At 61.5% G+C, this 23,681-nt stretch carries 22 protein-coding genes; 14 read left to right on the forward strand and 8 right to left on the reverse strand.

Translation table 11 applies throughout. The annotated features are described in order from the left end of the window. Nucleotides 1-29 precede the first annotated feature (29 nt). From AC0ZT5_RS20290 to AC0ZT5_RS20325, 8 genes are all read left to right on the forward strand, one after another. Nucleotides 30-1,472: a type II and III secretion system protein family protein gene (locus AC0ZT5_RS20290; protein WP_488497862.1), complete on the forward strand. Its 1,443-nt coding sequence runs from the start codon at nt 30-32 to the stop codon at nt 1,470-1,472. Beyond that, complete coding sequence (locus AC0ZT5_RS20295; RefSeq protein ID WP_488497863.1) at nt 1,459-1,752, forward strand: hypothetical protein; 294 nt, start codon at nt 1,459-1,461, stop codon at nt 1,750-1,752. Before AC0ZT5_RS20290 ends, AC0ZT5_RS20295 begins: the two co-directional genes overlap by 14 nt. Before the next feature lie 71 nt (nt 1,753-1,823). Then, nucleotides 1,824-3,338 (forward strand): TadE/TadG family type IV pilus assembly protein, encoded by a 1,515-nt coding sequence (locus tag AC0ZT5_RS20300; RefSeq protein WP_488497864.1) that lies wholly within the window; start codon nt 1,824-1,826, stop codon nt 3,336-3,338. 6 nt (nt 3,339-3,344) lie between these two features. Next, nucleotides 3,345-3,836, forward strand: a complete 492-nt coding sequence (locus AC0ZT5_RS20305; RefSeq protein ID WP_488497865.1) for a TadE/TadG family type IV pilus assembly protein — start codon at nt 3,345-3,347, stop codon at nt 3,834-3,836. Then, nucleotides 3,830-4,465, forward strand: a complete 636-nt coding sequence (locus tag AC0ZT5_RS20310; RefSeq protein ID WP_488497866.1) for a TadE/TadG family type IV pilus assembly protein — start codon at nt 3,830-3,832, stop codon at nt 4,463-4,465. The genes AC0ZT5_RS20305 and AC0ZT5_RS20310 overlap by 7 nt, the downstream gene beginning before the upstream one ends. Continuing rightward, nucleotides 4,462-5,628 (forward strand): CpaE/TadZ family protein, encoded by a 1,167-nt coding sequence (locus AC0ZT5_RS20315; protein ID WP_488497867.1) that lies wholly within the window; start codon nt 4,462-4,464, stop codon nt 5,626-5,628. The genes AC0ZT5_RS20310 and AC0ZT5_RS20315 overlap by 4 nt, the downstream gene beginning before the upstream one ends. Then, nucleotides 5,609-6,202 carry a L,D-transpeptidase gene (locus AC0ZT5_RS20320; protein WP_477225483.1) on the forward strand — a complete coding sequence of 198 codons (594 nt, stop codon included), beginning with the start codon at nt 5,609-5,611 and terminating at the stop codon, nt 6,200-6,202. Before AC0ZT5_RS20315 ends, AC0ZT5_RS20320 begins: the two co-directional genes overlap by 20 nt. Further along, nucleotides 6,199-6,783 carry a hypothetical protein gene (locus AC0ZT5_RS20325; RefSeq protein ID WP_488497868.1) on the forward strand — a complete coding sequence of 195 codons (585 nt, stop codon included), beginning with the start codon at nt 6,199-6,201 and terminating at the stop codon, nt 6,781-6,783. The genes AC0ZT5_RS20320 and AC0ZT5_RS20325 overlap by 4 nt, the downstream gene beginning before the upstream one ends. A gap of 157 nt (nt 6,784-6,940) precedes the next feature. Here AC0ZT5_RS20325 and AC0ZT5_RS20330 read toward each other — a convergent pair whose 3' ends face one another. The 5 genes from AC0ZT5_RS20330 to AC0ZT5_RS20350 form a co-directional block, all read right to left on the reverse strand. Continuing rightward, nucleotides 6,941-7,477, reverse strand: a complete 537-nt coding sequence (locus AC0ZT5_RS20330) for a hypothetical protein (protein WP_477290201.1) — start codon at nt 7,475-7,477, stop codon at nt 6,941-6,943. Between the two features lie 206 nt (nt 7,478-7,683). After that, nucleotides 7,684-8,079, reverse strand: coding sequence for a hypothetical protein (locus tag AC0ZT5_RS20335; RefSeq protein WP_488497869.1), 396 nt, complete (start codon nt 8,077-8,079; stop codon nt 7,684-7,686). Nucleotides 8,080-8,275: 196 nt separating this feature from the next. Next, nucleotides 8,276-9,877, reverse strand: a complete 1,602-nt coding sequence (locus AC0ZT5_RS20340; RefSeq protein WP_488497870.1) for an MBL fold metallo-hydrolase — start codon at nt 9,875-9,877, stop codon at nt 8,276-8,278. An 11-nt stretch (nt 9,878-9,888) separates the two neighbouring features. Further along, on the reverse strand, nt 9,889-10,725 hold the full coding sequence (locus tag AC0ZT5_RS20345) for a universal stress protein (RefSeq protein WP_488497871.1): 837 nt from the start codon (nt 10,723-10,725) through the stop codon (nt 9,889-9,891). Between the two features lie 227 nt (nt 10,726-10,952). Continuing rightward, complete coding sequence (locus tag AC0ZT5_RS20350) at nt 10,953-11,555, reverse strand: pyridoxamine 5'-phosphate oxidase family protein (RefSeq protein WP_488497872.1); 603 nt, start codon at nt 11,553-11,555, stop codon at nt 10,953-10,955. 532 nt (nt 11,556-12,087) lie between these two features. Here AC0ZT5_RS20350 and nthA point away from each other — a divergent pair. Genes nthA through AC0ZT5_RS20365 form a run of 3 tightly spaced genes read left to right on the forward strand, consistent with a single transcriptional unit; the run spans nt 12,088 to nt 13,725 of the window. Beyond that, nucleotides 12,088-12,735 (forward strand): nitrile hydratase subunit alpha, encoded by a 648-nt coding sequence (nthA, locus tag AC0ZT5_RS20355; protein WP_488497873.1) that lies wholly within the window; start codon nt 12,088-12,090, stop codon nt 12,733-12,735. Next, nucleotides 12,735-13,373: an SH3-like domain-containing protein gene (locus AC0ZT5_RS20360; protein WP_488497874.1), complete on the forward strand. Its 639-nt coding sequence runs from the start codon at nt 12,735-12,737 to the stop codon at nt 13,371-13,373. Before nthA ends, AC0ZT5_RS20360 begins: the two co-directional genes overlap by 1 nt. After that, complete coding sequence (locus AC0ZT5_RS20365; RefSeq protein WP_488497875.1) at nt 13,360-13,725, forward strand: hypothetical protein; 366 nt, start codon at nt 13,360-13,362, stop codon at nt 13,723-13,725. Before AC0ZT5_RS20360 ends, AC0ZT5_RS20365 begins: the two co-directional genes overlap by 14 nt. A 61-nt stretch (nt 13,726-13,786) precedes the next feature. On the opposite strand, the gene AC0ZT5_RS20370 is transcribed toward AC0ZT5_RS20365, so the two are convergent. Beyond that, complete coding sequence (locus AC0ZT5_RS20370; RefSeq protein ID WP_488497876.1) at nt 13,787-14,647, reverse strand: DUF1194 domain-containing protein; 861 nt, start codon at nt 14,645-14,647, stop codon at nt 13,787-13,789. Nucleotides 14,648-14,750: 103 nt separating this feature from the next. Here AC0ZT5_RS20370 and AC0ZT5_RS20375 point away from each other — a divergent pair, with 103 nt between their 5' ends. After that, nucleotides 14,751-19,637: an nSTAND1 domain-containing NTPase gene (locus tag AC0ZT5_RS20375; protein ID WP_488497877.1), complete on the forward strand. Its 4,887-nt coding sequence runs from the start codon at nt 14,751-14,753 to the stop codon at nt 19,635-19,637. A 305-nt stretch (nt 19,638-19,942) separates the two neighbouring features. Beyond that, a complete protein-coding gene (locus AC0ZT5_RS20380) occupies nt 19,943-21,595 on the forward strand; it encodes an alpha/beta hydrolase (protein WP_488497979.1) in 1,653 nt (550 codons plus the stop codon). A gap of 80 nt (nt 21,596-21,675) precedes the next feature. On the opposite strand, the gene AC0ZT5_RS20385 is transcribed toward AC0ZT5_RS20380, so the two are convergent. Further along, nucleotides 21,676-21,981 carry a hypothetical protein gene (locus tag AC0ZT5_RS20385; RefSeq protein WP_477290217.1) on the reverse strand — a complete coding sequence of 102 codons (306 nt, stop codon included), beginning with the start codon at nt 21,979-21,981 and terminating at the stop codon, nt 21,676-21,678. Between the two features lie 111 nt (nt 21,982-22,092). Further along, the gene (locus AC0ZT5_RS20390; protein ID WP_488497878.1) at nt 22,093-22,314 is read right to left on the reverse strand and encodes a hypothetical protein; all 222 of its coding nucleotides are present in this window, start codon (nt 22,312-22,314) and stop codon (nt 22,093-22,095) included. 153 nt (nt 22,315-22,467) lie between these two features. Between AC0ZT5_RS20390 and AC0ZT5_RS20395 the strand changes: the two genes are divergently transcribed. Next, nucleotides 22,468-23,673 carry a M14 family metallopeptidase gene (locus AC0ZT5_RS20395; protein ID WP_488497879.1) on the forward strand — a complete coding sequence of 402 codons (1,206 nt, stop codon included), beginning with the start codon at nt 22,468-22,470 and terminating at the stop codon, nt 23,671-23,673. Nucleotides 23,674-23,681 lie beyond the last annotated feature (8 nt).

Here is a 23,681-nt window from a genome sequence, read left to right on the forward strand (position 1 = left end):
TGCTGCCGGCAGCGACTGGGGAGACGGGGATGCAGTGGTCTTGGTTGAGGATGGCGGCCGCGTTGTCGTGTCTAGCGGCGCTGTTGCTGTCGAGCCTGGCGGCTGAGGCAGCCGACCGTTTCATCGACGTGTCGAACCCCAGCATGCATAAAATCTTCCTGCCGATGTCGCAATCGGTAACGATCCAGGTGAATGCCAATCTGGGCGACATCGTCGTCGGCGACGAGAAGATCGCCGATGCCCAGCCGATGACCGACCGCACGCTCTATGTCATCGGCAAGGGCGCCGGCACCACCACGGTCAATCTCTTCTCCACGGACAAGCGTTCGCTCGGCGTCATCCAGATCGAGGTCGGCGTCGACGTCAGCGACATGGCGCAGGCGATCCGCCAGGTGGCGCCAAAGTCGCGCATCGAAGTCGGTTCGGTCAACGGCAGGGTCAGGCTTGCCGGCCATGTCAAGGACGGCGCCACGCTGGCGGCGATCATGGAGGTAGCACAGCAATATGGCCCCGATGCCATCATCAACTCCGTCATCGTCGACGACAGCCAGCAGGTCAATTTGGAAGTGCGCGTGCTGGAAGCCAAGCGCAACGCCGGCCGCGATCTCGGCGTGTCGATCAGAACCACCAACAGCAGAGGCACGACTCAATCCGGAACTGGAATTGCTGCCGTCGACAAAGACGGTACGGTGCTTGGCTCGGGCGGTTTGCTCAGTGGCCTCCTGTCCAACTCCAGTCCCTTCGGAGCCCTCCTCACGCGCGTCATCGACAACAACATCAAAGTCGACCTGTACATCGAGGCGCTGGAGGCCAAGGGGGTGGTGCGCACGCTCGCTAACCCCAACCTCACCACGCTTTCCGGCGAGCCGGCCAGCTTCAACGCCGGCGGCGAGGTCCCAATCCGCAGCATTGGCACGGATGGCCTGGTCCAGATCGATTTCAAGCAATTCGGCGTCAACCTTACGTTCACGCCGATCGTGCTCGACGACGGCAAGATCCATATGAAGCTGGCGCCGGAGGTCAGCGACCTGACCGGCTTCACCACCGCCGGCGACCCGATCTTCACCAACCGCAAGCTGGCGACAGTGGTCGAGTTGCGCGACGGCCAGAGCTTCGCAGTGGGCGGACTTCTGTCGAGCAAAACCACCAAGCTTCAGAACCAGGTGCCGTGGCTCGGCCAGGTGCCGGTTATCGGGACGCTGTTCCGCAATTCGAGCAACCAGCAGGAAGAAACCGAACTGGTGGTCATCGTCACGCCGCATGTCGTGCGGCCGGTTAAGCCCGGCGAGCAGCTGGCGACACCGTTCGACAAGACGCGGCCCGCCAACGACCCGGAATTCTTCGTGCTGGGCCAGCTCGAGGTGAACAAGGACATGATCCGCAAATATGAAACAGGCGACGGCGTCACCGGCCCCTATGGCCACATGCTGGACTTCAAATCGAAGGACAAGATGCTCTATGTCAAGAAATAGCGCCCTGATCCTCATCCTGTGCGCCGCTGCGCTGTCGGGCTGCGCCGCGGACTATCTGAACAACTACGATTCGGTGACCTTGGCCGCCGGCGACACGCAGAAGTTCAATTCGCTGCTGCAGACGGTCGACACGCTCAACCCGGCTTCAAAGAACACCAGGATCGAAGGTGACGGCACGCGTGCCGCCAATGTTGGCGAGAACTACAAACATCCACCACCGCCGCCGGCGGCGCCACCCATCACGGTCAATGTCGGCAACTCGGGTGTAACATCGCAGTGAACTGAACGGAAGGATGCGGAGGGCGCCGGGCGTGCGAGGGGCCCTGGCGCAAAGTGAGAGAGAGTAAGGTCATGTTGGGGGCCATTCGTGCGTTCTGGAACGATCAGCGCGGTATCGCGATGATCTTCGTGGCGATAATGTTTCCGGTTCTGATCGGTTTTTCCGTGCTGGCGATCGATATGGCCCGGCTCAACGGCCTTCACAACGACCTGCAAAAGGGTATCGATGCGCTTGCGCTTGCGACAGCTTCAGAGCTTGATGGCAGGGCGGATTCGATTGACCGAGCCAACCGGGCGGCGACTACTCTCCTCAGCAACACAACCAAATTTTCAACGGCTGACAATCACACACTGGCTCTTGCCGATGTCACGATAAAATACCTGACCGGGATACCCGCCAGCGATGACACCACTTTGACTGCTGATGGCGTCGACTCCACTGGCCATGATTGGTCAAGCACCGACCCGAAAGCGGTGCAGTTCTCCTTAGTGACGGTGAACGCGTCTGGTTTGGCGGATGGTGCCGGCGCATTTGCGACGATCTTTCCGGCAAGCATGATTGGCAGCGCCAACACCATGGACATCCAGCCACAGGCCGTGGCCGGGTTCGTTCAGTCGATCTGCGAAACCGTGCCGATCTTCATGTGCAACCCATTCGAGACGACCGATCCGTTGACCAGCAAAACGATCCAGCAGGCGTTTGCGTCGGGCGCTACCTACAGTCGGGAATTCCGCATTCTGAAAGTGGACTCGAACCCTGGACCCGGCAACTTCGGGTTGATCGACAACAATCTGAGTTCACTGCGAGATGCCATAGCGATGGGCACCTCAGGCACCTGCTACAACCGCGATGCGCTCACCACGAAAACCGGCGTCACCTTGGGACAGGTCAATACTGGACTGAATACCCGGTTCGATCTCTACAGCGGCTCACTGAACAAGCAGAACAAGAACTGGGCCTATCGCCCGGCGAGCAATGTTCGCAAGGGCCAGAAGACCGGTTGCAGCAAATACGACCCCGTTACGGATGGAACGGCGCTGCCTCTCCCGCCAGGAAGCAACTACGTCGACTCAAAAGGAATGTCCGATCAGATTGCGACGCAAGGTTTTTGGTCCAGTTATTGGTCGATCAATCACGGCACGACATACCCCAACGTCCCTGCCGCCACCAACCCCACTGGCACCACCACTGTCCCGGCTTCCAGATATGACGTCTATAAATACGAGATTGCGCACGGGCTCGTCGGGGACAAGTCCCTGGCGCCGACAAAAGAAACCGGGACGCCCTCTTGCTACAAGGGGGACAACCCAACGCCGGATCCTGACCGCCGTCTGCTGAACATGGCGATTGTCGACTGCATCGCCAACCAGGCCAAGATCAATGGTCACGTCCAGATCAAACCAGACGGCTATGCGAGCGTGTTCGTCAACACTCCGGTTCAAAAGCAGGACAACACCAAAGACCCCGAAGATCCTTCGGCCGGCGAGAAGCCTATCAGTCTGGAGATCGTCGACGTCGATGGAGGGTTTGCTGACAACACCCTTGTAGACAAAGCATTCCGCAACGAAGCCCAGCTGTATCGGTAGGGCGACATGACCAGGTTCGGCAAAATCATCCGGCGGTTCCAAGGCGACGAAAGTGGCGCCGCCTTGGTGGAAGTCGCGATCACCGTACCACTCGTATTGCTGTTATCAGCCGGTGTGTTCGAGTTCTCCAATGTGCTGAATACGCGCCTGCTCCTTGAAGCGGGGGTCGAAGACGCAGCCCGCTATATGGCGCGTTGCAGCAGCGATTGGGATACTTGCAAGGGCCTGGCAACAAACCTTGCGGTGAATGGTGCCACTACAAGCGGCAGCGCAAGGGTTCCGGGATGGACCACGGGTCAAGTCTCGATCACCAAGGCTCTTTCCACCGATGCGGTCGATGGCAGTGGCACCGAACTCTACCTGAGTAGCACCGGCACCGTTGTTGTCGTGCAGGTCAGCACCGAGTTGCCATACAACGGCATCGTGTTCTGGGATTATCTGGGCCTTGGAACCCTGAACATCAACGTATCGCATCAGGAGCGCGTCTTCGGATGGTGATGGAAAGCCGAAGGTTCCGCGCCGAGCAGTCAGGCGCCACGATGGTCGAAATGGCCATCGCTCTGCCATTGCTGCTGACGCTCCTGCTTGGTTTTGTCGACTTCGGATACGCCTTTTTCCAGTGGAACGCTGGGAACAAAGCCGTGCAAGCCGGCGCAAGACTGGCAGAGATCTCTGCACCTGTCGCCAGCGGGCTTTTGCTTGAGACGTTGACGCAGAGCGATGTCACTAAAGTCGGTACCGCAGTGCCCGCAAACACCTACAACTATATCTGCACGGCCAACGCCGCTGGAACCGTCTCTTGCACTTGTGGCGCAGGCGCCACGTGCCAGAACCTGAATGTGAGCCAGGCCTCATTTGATTTCATTTTCAGCGGCAACGGCAACCGAGCCGGAATGCAGAGGTTCCTGCCGACCCTGTTGAAGTCCGAGGTGCGGATACAATATCAGGCGTCAGGCCTCGGCTACTGGACGCGCCCTGGCGGGCCGGTGCCGACCATTACGGTCAGCATCACCGACCATCCCTTCCAGTTCTTTTTTCTGGCCGGATTGCTCGGATTCGGAACCATCACCATGCCCTCCATGCTGAGCACGGTCACGGGCGAAGACATGAAGAGTACCTGGCCATGAATGCCATCAACACCAAGGTTACACCGACCAAGCGCAAGCAGGTGGCGCTGTTCTCGTCGGATCCGAACTTCAAGCGCGAGGTGGCGACGCGGCTCGATGCGCTGGCGATCTACGATGTCCGGATTTCCGAGACGAGCGACTTTCTCAAGGGGCCATTGGTCGATACGCGCCCCGGCATCGTCATCCTCGATCTCGGCAATGGCGAGTTGCTCGGCAGGCCGGGCATCGTCGAGGCGCGCGCGCTGTGGGCGGCCGTGCCGCTGATCGCGGTTTCCGACGAGCTGACGTCGGAACAGACGCGCGTGCTGGTGCGCATGAACGCCTCGGACTGGCTGCACAAGCCGCTCGACGGCAAGGAGCTGCTCAACGCGGTGACCTTCCACGACACCGGCAACCAGGGCACCAAAAGCCGGATCATCACCTTCATCAGCGCCAGCGGTGGCGCCGGCGCCACGACGCTGGCCTTGTCGGCGGCCGAACACCTGGCGTCGAAATCGACAGAACGCGCGGCTTCCACCTGCCTGGTCGATCTCGATTTCCAGAGCGCCAATTGCGGCGCCTATCTCAACCTGTTCAACCAGTTCGATCTTGCGGGCATCATCGGCCAGCCGGAACGGCTCGATGTCGAACTGATGGATGTGATCAAGCTGTCGCGCCCGTCCGGGCTCACCCTCTATGCCTTCGAAAGGCCGCAACTGCCTTTCGAGCCGCAAGGCAGCGATTTCGTCTTCCGGCTACTGGACCTCGTCGCCTACCGTTTCGACGACATCGTCATCGACCTGCCGAACATCGAGACGCCCTGGCATAACTCCGTGCTGTCGACCAGCGACGAGATCTTCATCGTCTTCGAACTCAATGTCGCTTCGCTGCGGCAAGGCAAACGGCTCTACAAGAAGATCCGCGAGCTGCGCGGCAATGCGGTCAACATCACGCTGGTCGCCAACAAGCACAAGCGCAAATGGTTCGGCAACCACTTCTCGCGCAGTGAGCTCGAGAAGATCTTCAAGGCACCGCACATCAAGTCGGTCGCGCTGGACAATGCGTTGCTGACCGATGCCTTGAATCGTGCGATCCTGCCTTCCGAAGTCGATGGGCGGGCGCGCTTCAACAAGGACCTGAAGCGGATGTTCAAAGAGCGGCTCGATGACGCTGCTGCACGCTAGCTACCGGATCGCCCAGGGGTTGGCCTACGCCAGCCTGCTGGGCGTGGTGTTGGCGCTACCAGTCCAAGACTTCGCCCAGGCGAGATCGAGCCTTTCGGATCGGCCGCCGTTGCCGGCGATGGGGCCCAGCCTGCGCAAGACGGTTGCCTTCGCAACCACCGAGCAGCCGGGAACGATCATCATCCGCAAGAACGAGAAGGCGCTTTACCTGGTGACCCGCCAAGGCCAGGCGCTCCGCTACCAGATCAGCGTCGGACGCGACGGGTTTGGCTGGACAGGTGTCGTCAAGGTGGGGGCCAAGACCGAATGGCCGGAGTGGCGCCCGCCGCAGGAAATGCGGGCCCGCCAGCCGGAGTTGCCGAAAATGGTGCCCGCCGGCCCCTACAACCCTCTCGGCGCAAGGGCGCTCTACCTGCTTCGTGACGGTCGCGACACACTCTACCGGATACACGGCACCAACGATCCGTCCGGTGTCGGGTTCGACGGGACATCGGGATGTTTCCGGCTTACAAACACCGATGTGATCGATCTTTTCAAGCGCGTCGCGGTCGGCGCGAAGGTGGTGGTCCAATGACGATGCTCAGCGAACCGGACATGCCGGCGATCGATATCGGACAACAGGAGCAGCGCGAACAGGTCGTCGTCATCGAGAGACCCAGCAAGGCAAGGGCCATCGCCATTCTCGTCGCCAGCGGTGCCTTGGTGATCACTGCGATCAACATGGCCGCCGCGATCTATCTCTATCGCGGCATGAGCGACCTGCGTTTCGTCGAAGCGCGGCTGGAGCAGCTCGGGGCGTTCGAGCAGCGGATCGCGGCACGGCTCGACACGGTCAACAACGGCTTCCAGAGCCGGTTCGAGAAACTGGACAGCCAACTGCAAGGCAGTTTCAACGAGATCAATAGCAACGTTGCCCAGCTGGCACTGACTAGGCCGATCGCCGGCGACGAGGCCACGCCGGGTGCGGTGGAGCCGCCGGAGATGACCACCAGCACGCTGGCGGAAGCGCCCGAAGCTCTCCAAGGCGAAAGCGCGAGCGAACCCAGTATCACGCCCAGGAAGAGGGCCGCGCCGGCGTCGCCCCCTCCCCCAAGCTCCAACTACCAGCGCATCCAGCAGCCTGACGGCAAGGTCTATTACAAGAGGATCAATTAGACCTCGTAGGGCATGGATTTTGGCAGGGCACAGGTGGCGAGTGGCGCCCGCTCTAACGCTTGTTCTGACGCGACTCCCCAAGGGAAAGCGCTACCCGCTTTTCCCGGGAAACCGTTTCACACTTTTCCTGGAATTGCCGTAGAGATCGCGGAATTGGTTAGAGATCGCGCTGCAGGGCCATGATGCGGGTGGTCCGGGCTTCGGACCGCGCCCGCGCTTCGGCGAGGAAGACGATGTGGCAGTACGCACAGGCCGCGGTGCCCAGAAGCAGCACAAGGCTGTTCTTCAAGGTGAAATCCATCGCCAGCGAGAACGGAAGACCGCCGGGCGAGGTGAACGCAGCGATCGTGCTCGCCGTTTCGGAATGGCTGCCGACCGCGATCATCAGCCCGGCGAAGAGCAGGGCGACGTGGTTGGTGAGAAAGAAGAAAGCCGACCTTCGGGTCTGGCACGCCATCCAGCAGACGATCGATGCGGCGGCGAGGACGGCGGCGTCGACGGCCATCGAGCCACCCAGATAGACATCGACCTGCTGCCAAAGCATCGTCGACAAAGGGCGCAGTTCAAGCCATATCCACCACGCGGTGGGGCTGGCCGGATAGGCTCCCAGCAGGAAGGCTGCCATGCGTTCCCCAGCCAGGATCGCAAGAATGAGAAACGGGAAGGCAAAAAGCAGAAGCGGCTTGCGTTTCATGTTCCCTCGCCAATCTGCCCCTGAAGATAGACCGCGAAGATTGCGCAAGGCTTAACGCCTTTCGCCGCCACGAAGCGCCGGCCCGCAGCGAGGGGCCGCCCGATCTAGGGGAAGCTCGGCTCGGGCGGAACCACCCGAGGCGAAACAGGCGCCAGGGCTGGACGGCGGCAGTCGCGGGCCTGGGAATCGATCAAAGATTGAATCGATCAAAGATTGAAGACGTGCGAAGCCGTCAGCCCGGCGAGGAGCACACCCGCAAGGAGCGCGACGATCGAGGCGAGGAACCAGCGCAGCGTGACCTGATAAACCGGCTCGTCATCGTCTCGTGGGAGCAAAGACCGCCACAGCGCAACGAACTGAAGGACGATGGCCAGTGCCAGCAGCAGCGTCGCCAGGATCGAGGCAAACGTCCATCCGCCCTCGACTTCGAAATTCCAGTACCGCAGGAAAAGAAGCGAAAATCCGAGCAGCACGGTGATCGCGGAGATGACACCTTGTCGGTAGCCAGCGGGCAAGGGAACTCTGCGCTCAAAACCTGTTTCCTGCTGGCGATCGATCTGGCGATCGGGATAGTCATCCTGGTGCTTGGGCTGGTCGGTCATGCGGTTCACAATATCGCCAGCGTCGGCATCGTCAAATGGTGACGATTTTTAAGGTATCGCGCGCCGTAGAAGATGCGATCTTCTTCCGCTTCAAGGTAGGGAAATCACACCTTCCCGCGGCGCCCGTTCGAGCAGCCCGGCCTCTATGAGGACAATGGCGCCGGTGCAGGGGAGCAGTTCCCAAGAAGGCCGGCCCCTACGCGTCCTTGTCCTCGAGCGCCCTGCGCATGCGCCTGATCACAGCGGCGCGCCCCCGTTCGTCGGTCGCGGCGCTGACCGCCTCGTTTACGTCCAGGAGAAGCCTTGAAAGGTCATTGTGCCAGTCGAGGCGGGCAATCTTTTCCGGCCTCAATCGGCGGGGCTCGTTGAGCTCGACCGGCAAACTGCGACCGGGAGTCAATTGGAAAGCATCGTCCAGCCTCGGGATGATGATCTTGTCGTCGGGTATCAATCCTGCAAGCCTTCTACGCAGGCCGCCCAGTCCAGCCTCCTCTCCATGCGTCAAGAACACCTGCTGCTTCACCGGAGTTCGGGCCCTGATCCAGGCGACGAGTTCACTGGCATCGGCATGTCCGGAATAAAGGTCGAAAAGGCTGATACAGGCCTTGACCTCGACTTCCTCACCCTGGATGCGCACGCGCTGCGCGCCGTCGAGCAGGATCCTTCCGAGCGACCCCTGGGCCTGATATCCGGCCATCATCACCGTGGCGTTCCTGCGCCAGAGATTGGCCTTGAGATGATGGCGGATACGCCCCGCGTCGCACATGCCACTGGCTGCAATCACCACGAAGAAGCCGCTCAGGCGATTGATCGCCTTGCTTTGCTCCACTGTCTCGGTGAAGCGCAACTCCTTTGAACCGAGAGCCTGGCGCAGCACGTTGCTCTGTTCGATCTCGTCGGCATGCCGCTCGAAAATCGCGCTGGCACGCGTCGCCAGCGGCGAGTCGACAAAGACCGGGGCTGACGGAACCTCCCCAGCTTTCATGAGCAAATACAGATCGATCAGCAGTTCTTGCGTCCTCTCTACGGCGAAAGAGGGAATGATGAGGGGGCCGCCGGCCTCGGCGGCGCCACGCACGACGTCACCGAGCTGAGATCGCCGCCGTTCGGGCGAAACGTCCGGGCGGTCCCGGTCGCCATAGGTCGATTCGCAGATCAGATAGTCGACGTCGGCCGGCCCCTCGGGATCGGTCTGAAGCAGCTTGTGGCCTGGGCCGATGTCGCCCGAAAACACGATGCTCAGCGGCACATCATGTCGGTCGATCTTGAGCTCTACCGACGCCGAACCAAGCAGGTGGCCCGCGTTCCAGAAGCGGGTGCGAACGCCTTCGGCGACGGTGGTCCATTCGCCATATTCCGAAGCCCGGAACAATGTCATGCACGCGGCGGCATCCTGCTGACCGTAGATCGGCTCGACGGGCGGGCGCCCGCGCTGCGCATTGCGACGGTTCAGGTGCTCGACCTCCATCTCCTGGATATGCGCCGCGTCCGGCAGCATGACCGAGCAGAGATCAATGGTGGCACGGGTCGTATGGATCGGACCGGAAAAGCCCTGTTTGACCAGTTTCGGTAAAAGGCCACTGTGGTCGATATGCGCATGGGTCAGGATGACAGCGTCAATCGCGTCCGGTGGAAACGGGAACGCACCATAGTTCAGTTCCCTCTCGGACTTGGAACCTTGGAACAGGCCGCAGTCGATGAGGATGCGCGAATGTGGCGTCTCGATCTCATAACATGAGCCGGTGACACCATGGGCCGCGCCGTGGAAGCGTAGGACTGGATCCGTCTCGCCCCTCATCTCACAACGACCTAATGCGACAGGAGAACAGGCAGGCGCATGTCCGCGAGAATGCCTTCGGTGGCTCCGCCGAGCACGAAGTCCCTGACGCGGGAATGCCCGTATCCGCCCATGACAAGCAGGTTGCCGCCGACCTTGAGAGCATGTTCCTGCAGAGCAGTTCCGATTGAACGATCCCCCGCTTGAATAGAGGCGGCCTCGGCCACCAGACCACGCGTCCTCAGGCCCTGTGCAAGGCGTTCGCCGATATCCTGTCCCGGAAGCGGTTTTTCGTCAGTCACGGTCACAACTGTGACCATCGAGGCACGTTCGAGAAACGCCTTTGCGTCGGCAACGGCCCGTGCGGCGACTCGGCTGCCGTCCCAGGCGATAACGACATGTCCAAGAACCCCGACGTCAGCGGAGTCGGGAAGAAGCAGGGTCGGTCGACCCGAACTGAACAATATCGCCTCGGCTATCATCCGCGCCGTCTGGTTGGCCGGCGCCCAGCCGACCAGACAGATATCGAAATAGCGGGAGTGATTTGCGGCAACCTCGCCCATCAGCGCCGGTGGTGCGGTCAACTCCTGAGTGGTGAGAGTTACACCGCCGTGCGCGGCCTCTTGGATGACTGCCTCAAGTAGATCTTTGCCGCACTTGCGGCTGGTCGCCTCGACCTCTCGTATCTTGCTTGGAAGATCAAGCAAGTAGCTCGACAGCGCGTTCGAAACGTCGGGAATGTCGACATTGATGGCAACAGCATCAAGCGATGCGTCGATCTGCTTGACGAGGGCGATCGAGTTCGCCGCGACTTTCGAGGAGTTCGCGTCCGGATAAGTCGCCAAGGACAGGGATGCCATCAGCTTCATTGGAATCGTCTCCATGGTCGAACGGCCAACTGCCATCACCATCTTGTAGTCACAATGGATGAGACGAGCTTTGACCCAGCGCAAATGCGATCCGTCAAATACTGAGCAGCAGGGTCGGCCAAGCTGAGCGCGGCTAGCGCCCCGAGATGGAGTTGACTTGGAGGGCGGCGTCACCGCCTATCCCCGCGCTTCGCGGGTTTTTGGGGTGACAGGGTGATTGCCGTCGATCAGCCTTTCCATGTCGGCTGGCGCGGATGGATGTCGTCCTTGAAGGCGTCGAAGCCCTTCCAAGCAGGTTCGATCAGATCGCAGCCCGGCATGGGCGTGAAGGGCGACGGCTCGCTGAGCTGCATCGTCGGGATGTAGCGCGGACAGTTCGGGAAGATCACGCGCGCCTCCACGCGCACCATCATCTGTGCGCCGACCGTCCTGCCTGTTAGCGGATCGTCTCGGTCGATTCGGGCGGCGCCGTTAATGCGCAGGCGACGCGGCGTGCCGTGCATGGCGATGAACAACAGCGCGACGTTCGGATTGACGTCGAGGTTGCCGAGGCTCCTGAACATGCCGTTGCCGTCATAATCCGGGAACGCCAGCTCCGACGGCCCAATGACACGCACGAAGCCGGCCGGGCCGCCCTTGAACGAGCAATCTGGCCGTCCCTCGGCGTCGACCGTGGCAAGAAAGAAGTAAATCGCATTCTCGATGAACGCCTTATCCTCGTCGGTGAAGGCCGTCCGCGCCATCTCTGCCAGGCGGTCGGCGATGCGCCGGCTCTCGAAGCGGTCCTGCAGAGAGCGATTGCCTTCGTGGTAGAATGCGTCGCCGGTCATGGACGTTCCTCCTTCACAACTCGGATCATGGTCCGATCCTAAGTGATGCGGTTAGGTCGTATGTTGAGGCGCGAGGCTCTCGCCGCCCCTAGGATGGGCTGCCTGCGATGCAATCGCGAGAAAAAGCCAGTCACGAGCGCCAGATCGCGCGAGCCCATGCCCATCGCTCGGTACGCGATCCTCGCCATCACTTCTCGAATGTCGGATCTTGGCCGGGCGCATCGTCTCATTCCTGAAGCACTGAGGACCTCGATCATTTTACACGATATCAAAGGCCGATCATATCGGAGTGTCGAACTGCAATGGTGTCGCGCCTGGCGCGGCCCTAGTAGGCGCCCGGTCCGGTCGCAGCATGCAGGAGCCCCAAAGCTGCAAGACATAGGCTTCGACCTCTAAGCTGACGTAAGGTAAGAAAGTCAATGACTCGAGTGCACCGCTCCAATAAACTGATGGTCGGCGGGGAGTTAGCCACGCAGCCCTTAAGGGCCCCCGGGCGCGGTCGAAGCAAGGATGATACTCAGGGAGATCAGCTGTGAGTTCATACGATTCCGACAAGGTTGCCAAACTTCATCGGGAATTGCACAGCCATCTTCCGCCTGAACCGGCGCTTCGCCTGAGAGCACTGGAGACGGTTCTGGTCGAGAAAGGCTTTCTGGCGGCCGACGCCGTGGACAAGTGGCTCGACGACTACTCGGAAAACGTAGGTCCTATGAATGGAGCCAAGGTCATCGCGCGGGCGTGGACCGATCCCAAGTTCGCGGAACGCCTGGCGAAACATGCGGCTGAGGCGTTTTCGGAAATCGTCCCAAGCGTCAGGAAGGATTACCCCCTTGTCGCAGTGTTCAACACGCCTGAGATCCACAACGTTGTCGTCTGCACCTTGTGTTCCTGCTATCCGGTTGGAATCTTGGGAATGTCTCCATCTTGGTACAAGTCGACCGAGTACCGGGCGCGAGTGGTCCGCGATCCGCGTGGCGTTCTCGCCGAATTCGGAACCGACCTGCCGGACAAGGTTCAGGTCACGGTGTGGGACTCGACTTCAGACCGTCGGTACATGGTGGTCCCGGAGCGTCCAATGGGGACGGACGGCTGGACCGAAGAGGACCTCGCCGGCCTCGTGACGCGCAATGCAATGATCGGGACGATGAGGGACCTGTCGCCAAAGCAGGAGGTGGGGTGATGGATACCGTACACGACCTCGGCGGCAGGCAAGGGTTCAGGCCGATCCCGAACGTAGCAGAAGATGACTCGCCTCTGTTTTCCGATGAATGGAAGGCGCGCACATGGGCGATCGCCATGATGTCGATGAAAAAGCTTACGACGGATCGCACGGGCTGGACGCTCGATTGGTATCGCCACGTCTTGGAAAGGCTTCCGCCGGACGCCTACCTCGGCCTCGACTATTTCGAGAAGTGGATTCTGGCCATGATGGTCACGTCTGTGGATGAAGGCGTCGCGGGCGTTCAGGAGTTCTTCGACGGCAGGGCCTCAAGTCGAACCTTCGAATACGAGGCGCCCAGGCCTACGGTCGAGGTCTCGCCCACAGGGGCAAGGTTCAAGGCTGGCGACAAGATTGTGGCACGGCGCGACGTCGCCACAATGCACACGCGGCTGGCTGGGTATGTGCGCGGCCGACCCGGGGTTGTCGACAGCGTGAACGGACCACAGCCTTTGCCCGACGAGAAAGCTGTCGGCACGATACGGCGCGAGCAGACATACGTCGTGCGGTTTCGCATGTCGGATCTTTGGCCTGAGGCCGGCGACAGCGCAGACAGCCTGCGGATCGACATGTGGGACAGCTATCTTGAGCCGGCCTGAGATCGACCGTCGCGCGCGGCGCCATCGCGATGGCGAACCTGTCTTCTCCGAGCAATGGCACGCTCAGGTCATTGCGCTGGTCGAACTGCTCATCGCCGACGGAAAGATCGAAGCCGCGGATTGGTCTCAGACCTTGGGCGCCGAGCTTGATCGACGGGCGACCGATCCAGCCATGGACCCCGACGCGATCTATTACGGGGCCTTTCTCAGCGCTCTGGAGCAGATACTGGACAGGAGCCAGTTCGCCCTACGGGCCGAGGTGGACAGACGCCAACAGGATTGGCGAAACGCCTACCTGACTACACCGCATGGCAAGCCAGTGGCCCTGGGTCAGCAAGCAACTTCAACTTGACTGTAGGCAGCGGTGCGCGTTGCTGCCACCCTTTACAACGCGGCCACCCAATCGCCTATCGCTACCGGCCCGGCACCTGAGCGATCCCATTGCAATCGACCGTGCGGTCTGAACGCACGGTGTAGCTGGCGTGGATCACCTGACCCATGTTCATGGAGATTTCACGCACCAGCTTTCGACGAACCGCGGTGGCGAACATAGCGGTCTCGGTGACGCCGATTGTAAATGCGTCTGGCCCGCCAATGACGCAGCGCTCGAAATAGGATTGGAGGTTGGAGCGGTCGTACATCGCAAACCCGTCGGCCAGGCCAATGCGGGGCATTGCGATAGGCAGCCCGTTGATCGTCACGCCTTCCGCCAGAAGAACCTCCCGGATAGGGTCAAGGAGCGCTCCGGCATTGTTGGGTCCGTCGCCGGATACGTCAATAACCCTGCGCGGGCTGCGCAAGCCACTCTTCGCGAACTGATCATTCGCGGCCGACAATGCGCCGGAAATCGACGTTCCGCGGCCTTCAGTCAACGGCAGCGCCGCGAGGCCGTCTGCCAAAATCAGAGCATCGTCGAGGCTTTCGACAATTGTCCAAGGCATAATGACTGTTTGCTGATGTGGCCCCGCCCACTCCAGATAAAGCACTGCGATCCTGCCCCGCTCTCCCGACTTGATTGCCCTCGCGATGTCTGCGTGGCGGAAAGCATCGACGTAGCCGTCGCGTTGCACTCTTTGCTCCACCTTGCTCATTGATGGCGAGACGTCCACGGCAAGGATCAATTGCAGATCGACTTCGGCCAGGTCGTCCGCGCGACGGTTGGTCGTGTGAGCCTGTGACGCCATCGCGAAGAACAGACTGAGCAGGCAGAGGCTCGTGAGCCGTGGCACCGGTCTTGCACCCGCAGATCGAGCAATCCGCACCAAGTAGTCCATGGCGAGCCTCCCGCTGAGAATGCAATTGTCGGCCCGAGCGTCTCTTGGGTCACGAACGGCTTCCGATCATTCGCCGAAATCTGCTCCCCCACCGGTCTGGATGATGATGATTCTTCGCAGCGCGAACCGTGCTAAGATCGTAAAATTGGACTGCGGCTTCGTGCGTGAGGGAATCGGCTTGAATAGCTCGCCGCCCACGACGTTCGTACTCAACGGCATTACCGCCGATCTGAGCAGCGAGACCTTGCGCGACAAGTCCAACAGGACAATCGCACTTCGCCACCAGACCTTCGCGGTGCTTCGTCACCTTCTGGAGAACGCTGATCGCGTCATCACCAAGGACGACCTGATGAAGGCAGTCTGGAACGGCATAGCCGTCACCGACGACAGCCTGGTGCAATGCATTCACGAGATCCGTGCGGCGCTCAACGATAATCGGCAGGCCGTCGTGCAGACGGTTCCGAGGCGCGGATACAGGCTGGTCCTTACCTCAAATGCCGGACCGAGAATGGCCACCATCTTGGCCGCCGAAGTGGCCGCTGGGCGCCGCTCGACAGGCAAGGATAAGCCGATCTCTGCTGCAACTTTCCGGGTATACAGGCAGATCATCGATCGGCTGCTGGTCCAACATGCGAGTGGTGTGTTCTGGAGCGCCGAAGAGAGCGTGGTCGCCGAGTTTGCCGGCCCTGTCGAGGCGATGCGGTGTGCGGGCGAGATCCAGCATGATGTCGATAGGCGGAACTGCGAAATTCCCGAGACAAAGCGCCTGCGTTTCCGCATCGGTGTCCACCTGGGTTATGTCGTCGCCGAGGGCGACCACCTCGCGGGCGAGGCAGTCGAGGTCGCCGCTCATCTGCAAACGTTGTCACGACCGGGCGGGATTTGCGTCACGGAAGCGGTCCAGGCCCAGGCTCAAGACCGGCTCTCGCTGGAATTCATCGATCTCGGCGAGCACAAGCTGAAGGACGTAGCACGTGCCTTGCGCGTCTACCGGGTACCCCTTGCTTCGGAGGAACCGGTCAGGTCGCCATTTCGCGGTCTCGATGCCTTCGAATTCGAAGATGCCGATCTCTTCTTCGGCCGAGCGCGGGCGATTGCTGCCTGCACTGCAAGACTGGAGCGGCAGGCAGCTAGCGGCACGGCATTCCTTCTCATTTACGGAATGAGCGGTTGCGGCAAGTCTTCCCTCCTGCGCGCTGGCCTGCTGCCGTCATTGACACAGCCTGGAGCCGTGGCCGGCATATCCTTGTGGCGCCGCTGCCTGATCCGCCTTTCCGAAGGACCGGATCCATTCGCCGTGCTGGCTGCGGCCCTGCTTCGCGAAGCTGCTGTGCCGGAGTTGGCCTGTGAAGTAACGGCCGCGGAGTTTGCTCGGCTCTGCAGGAGCACGCCGGATCGGGCACTGGCGATGGTCCGACAGGCACTTGGCAAGGCCGCCGGGCCGGCCCGCCCGCAGATCAGATTGCTTGTCGCCATCGATCAGCTGGAGGAGCTGTTCACGACAGAGAGGCAGCCGGCGACGCGCGAGGCCCTTGTGCGGTTCATGGCGGTGCTGGCCGCGAGCGGACTGGTCTGGGTGATCGCGGCGATCCGTTCGGACTTCTTTCACCGCTGCGGTGAGGTCCGGGGTTTCTCGGCGCTCAAGGATGGCCTCGCCAGCTACGAACTCCTGCCGCCGACTGGCCCAGAGATCGCGCAGATCATCCGCGAGCCTGCGGGCGTTGCCGGGATCCGCTTTGAGGAGAGTGCAGAGTTGGGGCGGCTCGACGATGTGCTGCAGGAGGCAGCAGCTGCCGATCCCGGATCATTGCCGCTTCTCGAGTTTGTGCTCGACGCGTTGTACGAGGCCGGCCGCGAGCGCCGAGTTCTCACCTTTGCGCATTATCGCGCGCTCGGCGGGCTCGAAGGCGCAATCGCGCGCCGAGCCGATGAAGTCGTGGACTTGCTGGCGCCCAACATCCAGGAGGCCTTACCCGCGGTACTGCGCGCCCTCACCACAGCAAGTCCAAGTGATGAAACGGTGACGGCACGTCCGGCCCTGCTCACCGAAATTGCGGGCACTCCCGCGCGATCGGCTCTAGTCAGGGCCCTGATCGACGCACGGCTCCTCGTTAGCGATGAGGACGCCGGGGGGCATGTCTTCGTCCGCGTCGCACATGAAGCACTGTTGAGCCGTTGGCCGCGCGCCAGTGACATTGTGAATGCAAACCGTGATTTCCTCGAGACGCGCGAACGCCTCAGGGCCGACACCCACCGATGGCACCTGGAGAGCAGGAATCGAGAGCTTCTCCTTCCGTCCGGCAAACGTCTCGCGGAGGGCGAAGAGCTGATGCTGTCAAGACGGGAGGAGGTCGACGATGACGTCCTTGAATACATCGAGGCGTCCTTGCGTGCCCATCGGCAGAAAGAGGAGAAGGACCGGCACACAGAGCTGGCGCTGATCGAGGCCGCAGAAGAGGCAAAACGCGAGCGCCTTGAGCGCGAGGCCGAGCGCCGGAGCCTCGCGGCTGCCGCAGCAAACCGGCTTGCCCGCCGTACGCGCAATGCAGCGATTGTGGCGATAATGCTCGCTCTCATGGCGGGCGCAGGTGCACTGGTCGCCTTCAGGGCGCAGGAGGAAGCAAGGTCGCAACGCGACCTGGCGCTGCGCAACCAGTCTCTTTCGCTCGCTTTTCTTTCGCAGCAGTCCACGGCGACAGGCAACACCGAGGCTGCGATCCTGTTGGCGCTCGAAGCACTGTCGTCGAAAGACCAGTCCGAGCGGCCCTATCTCTTTGAAGCGGAGGCAGCCCTCTTCAAGGCCCTGCTGGCGCACCACCAGATCAAAATCTTCCGCCATGGCGCCGGCGTCGCTGATGCGGCGTTCAATCCGAGCGGCGATCACATCGTCACTGCATCCTACGATAAAACTGCAGGCGTCTGGGACATCTCCAGCGGTGCCGAAACTGCGGTTCTAAAAGGTCATGGAGGGGCCGTGGAGAGGGCTGAATTCAGCCCGGACGGGAGCCGTATCCTGACGGCCGCGAGGGACGGCACTGCACGCGTCTGGAACGCCATCTCGGGAGAACAGCTCTTCATCCTGCAGCCGGTAGGCAATTATCCAACCGCAATCTTCAGCCCGAATGGCAACCAGGTGCTGACGGCGGGGGAGAACAGCGATGCAGTGCTCTGGGACGCTCGGACCGGAAGAAAAGTCGTGAGTGTAAGAAGCGACGGATATGCACGGGCTGGCTTCAGTCCGGACGGTCACAGCTTCGCGACGGCCCACAAGCACTTTGTTTCGATCTGGAATACCGCGGATGGCGCACTGACGCGGTCAATCCGGGTGAACTCCCGGCCCTACAGCCTGGCGTTCAGCCCGGACGGGGGCCGGCTGCTGGCTGGCGCATGCGGCCCGCTTTCATACGGCGGCACTTCCAGCCTGTTAGATGCGTCGAAAGGAACGGAGATCGCGAAGCTGGACGGCCACAAGAGCGACACGCAATTGAACGGCGTGATTTTCAGTCACGGGGGTCAGCGGATCGCCACGGTATCACTCGATGGCGCTGCCCGGATTTGGGATGGAGCGTTGGGAACGTTGCATGACCTGCTCGGCCAGGAGGTTTCGGGTTTGAAGCTCGCCGATATCGGTGCGGATGAACGCGATGAAGAGATGAACGGTGCTTTCAGCCTGGACGATCACTTCCTGGCAACCGCTTCCGTCAATGGGCCGGTCCGCATCTGGGACGTTGAACGCGCCTCGTTGGTCACGACGATCGCCGGTCATGAATCTTTGGTCGAGCATCTGGAATTCAGCCCGGCCGACAGCAACATTCTTCTCACGGCTTCGCACGATGGCACTGCTCGGCTGTGGGACGTCGACGGCGCACTGACGACCACGCTCTCTCATGAATATCGGCCGACTTTCGCGGTCTTCAGTCCCGACAATATCCACCTGCTGACCGGTGGCGGCGACAGCGCGGCGCATCTCTGGGATGTCGTGAGCGGCCGCGAGATCATCCGGCTCGATACACATGAGATCGTTCAACGCGCGACGTACAGTCCCGATGGGAGGCGCGTCGCGACGGCATCTCTTGGGGGCCAGGTCCGAATTTGGGAGGTTGCCAGGGGATTCGAGACCGCCCAGTTCCGGGCACATGGCGGACTGATCCAGATCCAGTTTGGTCGCGACGGCAAATCGCTTGTTTCCGCATCGATCGACGGTACCGCGCAGCTGTGGGATGCGGCGACCGGTACCGAGCTGGCCGTCATCAATACAAGCAGCAAGCTGCCGCAGGCCATTCTTAGCCCCGACGGACGTCTGGTCTTCGCGGCCAGGGAAGACAATGCGGGCCACCTCCTGAAGGCGGGCGGAGCTGAGCTTAAGGCCCTTGTGGGGCACCGGGACCGCATCACGGCAGCGGCCTTCAACCCGAACGGTCAACTGATCGCCACGGGCTCACTCGACCACACGGCCCGAATTTGGTCGACAGCGGACGGAGCAAACGTCGTAAAGCTAGAAGGACATACCGGCGAGGTGACGGTGGTCTCCTTCAGTCCCGACGGTCAGTCGCTGATGACGGCCTCACGCGATGGAACCGTCCGGATCTGGAGCGTCGCTGGCGGACTGGAGAGGGCCGTCCTTAGAGGCCACAGCGGCGCGGTGGACAGCGCCCAGTTCAGTCCCAGCGGTTTGTATGTCGTGACCGCGTCGTCCGAAGATCACACGGTCCGGCTATGGGCGACGCAATCGGGGCGCCAGATTGCCGTCCTTGCCAGCCAGGACGAAGCGACCGTTCGACCGGGCCTCACACGCGCAGCTTTCAGTTCGGACGGCACCCAGATCGCAATTGTTTCCGGCGAAGAAAGGGTCCGCATCGTTCGCGTCTTCCAGACACCCAAGGACCTCATTGACTTCGCCCGGCGCACCGTGCCTCGCGAACTCACCCCTTGCGAGCGGCGAAGCTTCTTCCTTCCTGAAGACCCTGCAATTGGTACTTGTCCGGGCTGAGGTCGACAATGGAGCCAGATTTTGCCGCCTGAGCCGGCTGCTGGAACGGGCAACTTGACGCCGCATCTCGACTGTAGAGGCCAGCTTTGCCGCTTCCTGAAAGCTGACGTCACAGGCGACTACGCTGGCGGTCGTGGTGGCGTCGGCGCGAAAGGTCGACGCTCAACCGAGTACATGTTGCGACCTGCCGGACGAGGCAACCGGAAATTTCAGCAGCTGCGTCCTTCTATTAAACGCGAGAGCGAGCCATGATGCCTCTCGTATTCATCGAGACAGGTCATCCCAAGGAGAAGCGAAACGGCCGTATGCGCAGCTGGGTGACAAGGTTTTGGCGCTCGCTTTCCGCCGGCGGCCTCGTTTTGGGCACGTTGTTCTTCGTCGCCTCGCTTACTCCGACGCTCATTCCCCGCACCTACCTGACCCAAGGCGTGCTGTCCGGGGCATGTTTCGCCGTCGGATACGGCATCGGAGTCGCCTGGCGCTGGCTGTGGACCTATATGGAACTGCCGGAACCGCGTGAGCGGCTTCTGCTCTCTCTCAAGATTGCGGTCGCGGCCGCTTGCGCCGTCATCGCCATACTGTTTCTGTGGTGGGCGGCGGAATGGCAGAACTCGATCCGTCGACTGATGCAGCTCGAACCCGTGACGAGCGCGCATCCGGTTGAGGTCTGTTTCATCGCGATCGCTACGTTCCTCGTGGTCATCGCGCTTGCCAGGCTCTTCAAAGGTATCTCCCGCTGGTTTTCAGAAAGGTCGGGCCGCTTCGTCCCACGCAGGGTTTCGAAGGTGATCGGTTTCGCAGTCGCAATACTGTTGTTCTGGACGATGGCAAACGGCGTGCTCTTCCGCTACGCGCTGCACTTGGCCGATTCGTCCTTCGCGGCAGTTGACGCCCTCATCGAGCCGGACCGGCCGCAACCTGAATCTCCGCTCAAGACCGGCAGCTCGGCTTCCCTCGTCCGCTGGAAGGAACTTGGACGGGCAGGACGCGAATTCATCGCGACAGGACCCACCGCCGCCGAGATTCGCGCGTTCACGCACGCCGATGCGCTCGAACCTATCCGGGTCTATGTCGGGCTCGGTGCCGCCGACACGGCGGAGCAAAGGGCGCAAATCGCCCTCGATGAATTGAAACGCGTCGGCGCCTTCGAACGCTCCGTACTCGTCGTCATCACGCCCACCGGCACCGGCTGGATCGATCCCTCTGCGATGGATACGGTCGAGTATCTCCACCACGGCGACGTGGCGAGCGTGGCCCAGCAGTACTCCTACCTGTCGAGCCCGCTAGCGCTGCTGCTCGAGCCGGAATACGGCTCGGAGGCCGCAAAGGCTTTGTTTGCCGCAGTCTATGGATACTGGACGACGCTCCCGCACGAGAGTCGGCCGAAACTCTATCTGCATGGCCTGAGCTTGGGAGCGATGAATTCCGAGAGATCGATGGAGCTTTTCGAGATGCTTGGTGACCCTGTCCAGGGGGCTCTGTGGAGCGGTCCGCCGTTCAAGAGCAGAATCTGGCGCAGCGTGACGGAGCATCGCAATGCCGGGTCACCGGCCTGGCTGCCGCAATTCCGGGACGGGTCCTTCGTCCGTTTCATGAACCAGAACGGCGACCCCGGTCCGAGGGACGCGCCCTGGGGTCCGCTGCGCATCGTCTACCTCCAGTATGCGAGCGATCCACTGACGTTCTTCGCCTATAGCGATTTCTATCGCCGTCCGGCCTGGATGAATGCGCCGCGCGGCCCGGACGTCTCGCCGGAGCTGCGGTGGTACCCCGTCGTATCGATGCTGCAGCTCGCCCTCGACATGGCCGTGTCGACCAACTCGCCGATGGGTTACGGACATGTTTTTGCGCCCGAACACTACGTCAATGCGTGGCTCGCCGTGACTGACCCGCAAGGGTGGTCGGCCGTCCAGATAGCGCAACTGAAGCAACATCTTGCCGCGCGCGCCAGGAAGTGATCGCTGCTTGCGACAGGCGCCTCATGCGATTGTCTCGCCGGTTCGAACGGCCGGCCGCGGTGGCCGGACCCGCGACGAGGTCACCGCCTGATGCGGTGCAGATCTACGACACGGCCATTGCGCGCGTTCAACCCGATTTCAAACAGTCCGGTGGCGCGGCGTGCCCGATAGGTGAAAAGGCGCCCGCGGCAATCCACTCGCCGGACGTCCCAAAAACCACGGCTGCGCAGCAGTCTCTCGCCCTCTCGGCATGTGATCGCCCGGCCATTGTTGAGGCTGGTGCCGATATTGATGTTGATCGTGACGGCATGGGCGGGCGCCGGCAGAGCCAGAGGCACGACAAGACTGAGAACGAGACCCAGGCAAGCAAACAAGCGACGAGGCATGGAACTCTCCGTGACGTTGCTTTGGTTTCCGTAGTATAAGTTCCTCGAAAGGCTTATTGTCAAGGGACTAGCTTCTAGACTAAGCGAGCCGGTGTCTGTATGGTCTTCGTCTCAAAAGGAGCCGAACGCGACCACCGCCACCAAGTGACCGACGACGCCGACCATGACGATGTCGAGATAGCTCACCTTGTGCGTTGTGCCGCACACGGCAAGCAACGTCGCCACGGCACCATTATGCGGCAGGCTGTCGAGCGTGCCCGAGCTGGTCACCGCCACGCGGTGCACGCGCGGGATCAAGCCCGGAAGGCGCAGAACTCCTCCCTTTGCCGACATGGGTTCCGCGTAGTTCCGACAAACCGGACAATTGTGTGATACCCAACCCGGACAACTCCTGTGCTTACGGCACAGAAATCATGACAGCTTGCGTGTTCGGCGGCATACCAGTATTTTGAAGTCGCGGGGGATTTTCTGCAAAAAGGCCCCATCATGTCGGACAAATCTGTAAAGGGCATTGATCGACGCGATCTTATAATGGCATCCATTGCAACGGTCGGCGCCGCGGCCGCCTTGGCGGCCAACGCCGGCGCCGCGAACGCCGAGGACTCGGCGACTTCCTCGTCCGCTCCGGCAGCGGGTGCGCCATCGGCGACGATTTATGTCGGCGATGTGATCCAGGGGAAGAAAGTCGTCAGCACGCTCGACGTCAACGACCTGGAACCCGGCAAGAAGCACCTTCTGTATTTCCAGGGCGTGGAGATGCCCACCGGACAGCACTGGTATGTGTCCGTGACCGTCGCCAAGGGGGCAAAGCCGGGCAAGCGCGGCGTGCTGGTCAGTGGCGTGCATGGCGACGAGATGAGTTCCGTGCATACGATCCAGACCGTGATGAGCCAGCTCGACCCGGCGCAGATGTCGGGCACCGTGATGGCGGTCACGGACGTGTCCCGCCCGGCCATCGAAGGCATGCAGCGCAGATGGCCCAATTTCGGCAGGGGCACTGACTTGATCGATATGAATCGGGAATGGCCCGGGAACGAGAACGGTGTCACCGCGGCCAGCCGGCACGCAGGGCTCCTGTTCAACCGGCTGCTCCGGCCGAACGCCGACTTCGCGATCGATTTCCATACCGGGACAACCGGATTCGATGTCGCGGCCTTCAACATTGGCGGCATGGATGTGCCCGAGATCAAGGCAATGCTGGAGCTTTACCCGGTCGGCCAGATCTTCGACAATCATGTGTATCCCAGTGTCCTGCACAACGCGTTCATCGACGCGGGCATTCCGTCCTTTTGTCCGGAGATCGGCGCTGCACGTGTCCTGGACCTCGAGATGATCTCCCTGTTCGTGGACGGCACGATGAACGTCCTCAAGCATCACGGCATCGTTGCCGGCCCGATGGGACGTACGGGCAAGGACGTGGACGTCTTTGTCGGCAACAGTGCGTTCCCGATCCTGGCTACCGCCGGCGGGCTCGTCGAGCATCTGGTGAAGCTCAACGACAAGGTCGAAGCCGGACAGAAGGTGGCCATACAGCGCGATAGCTTCGGCGAAGTGGTTGCGGAGTACGCAAGCGGCGTGGCTGGAGAGATATCGGGCCTGCGCAGCGATGCAATGTCCGAGCCCGGCAATCCCTTGGTATTTATCCTTTTCAACAAGCCAGGGCCGGAGGATGTTGGGGGCTACCCCGAGTGAGTTCACCA

It is taken from the genome of Mesorhizobium sp. CNPSo 4670 (assembly GCF_057784235.1).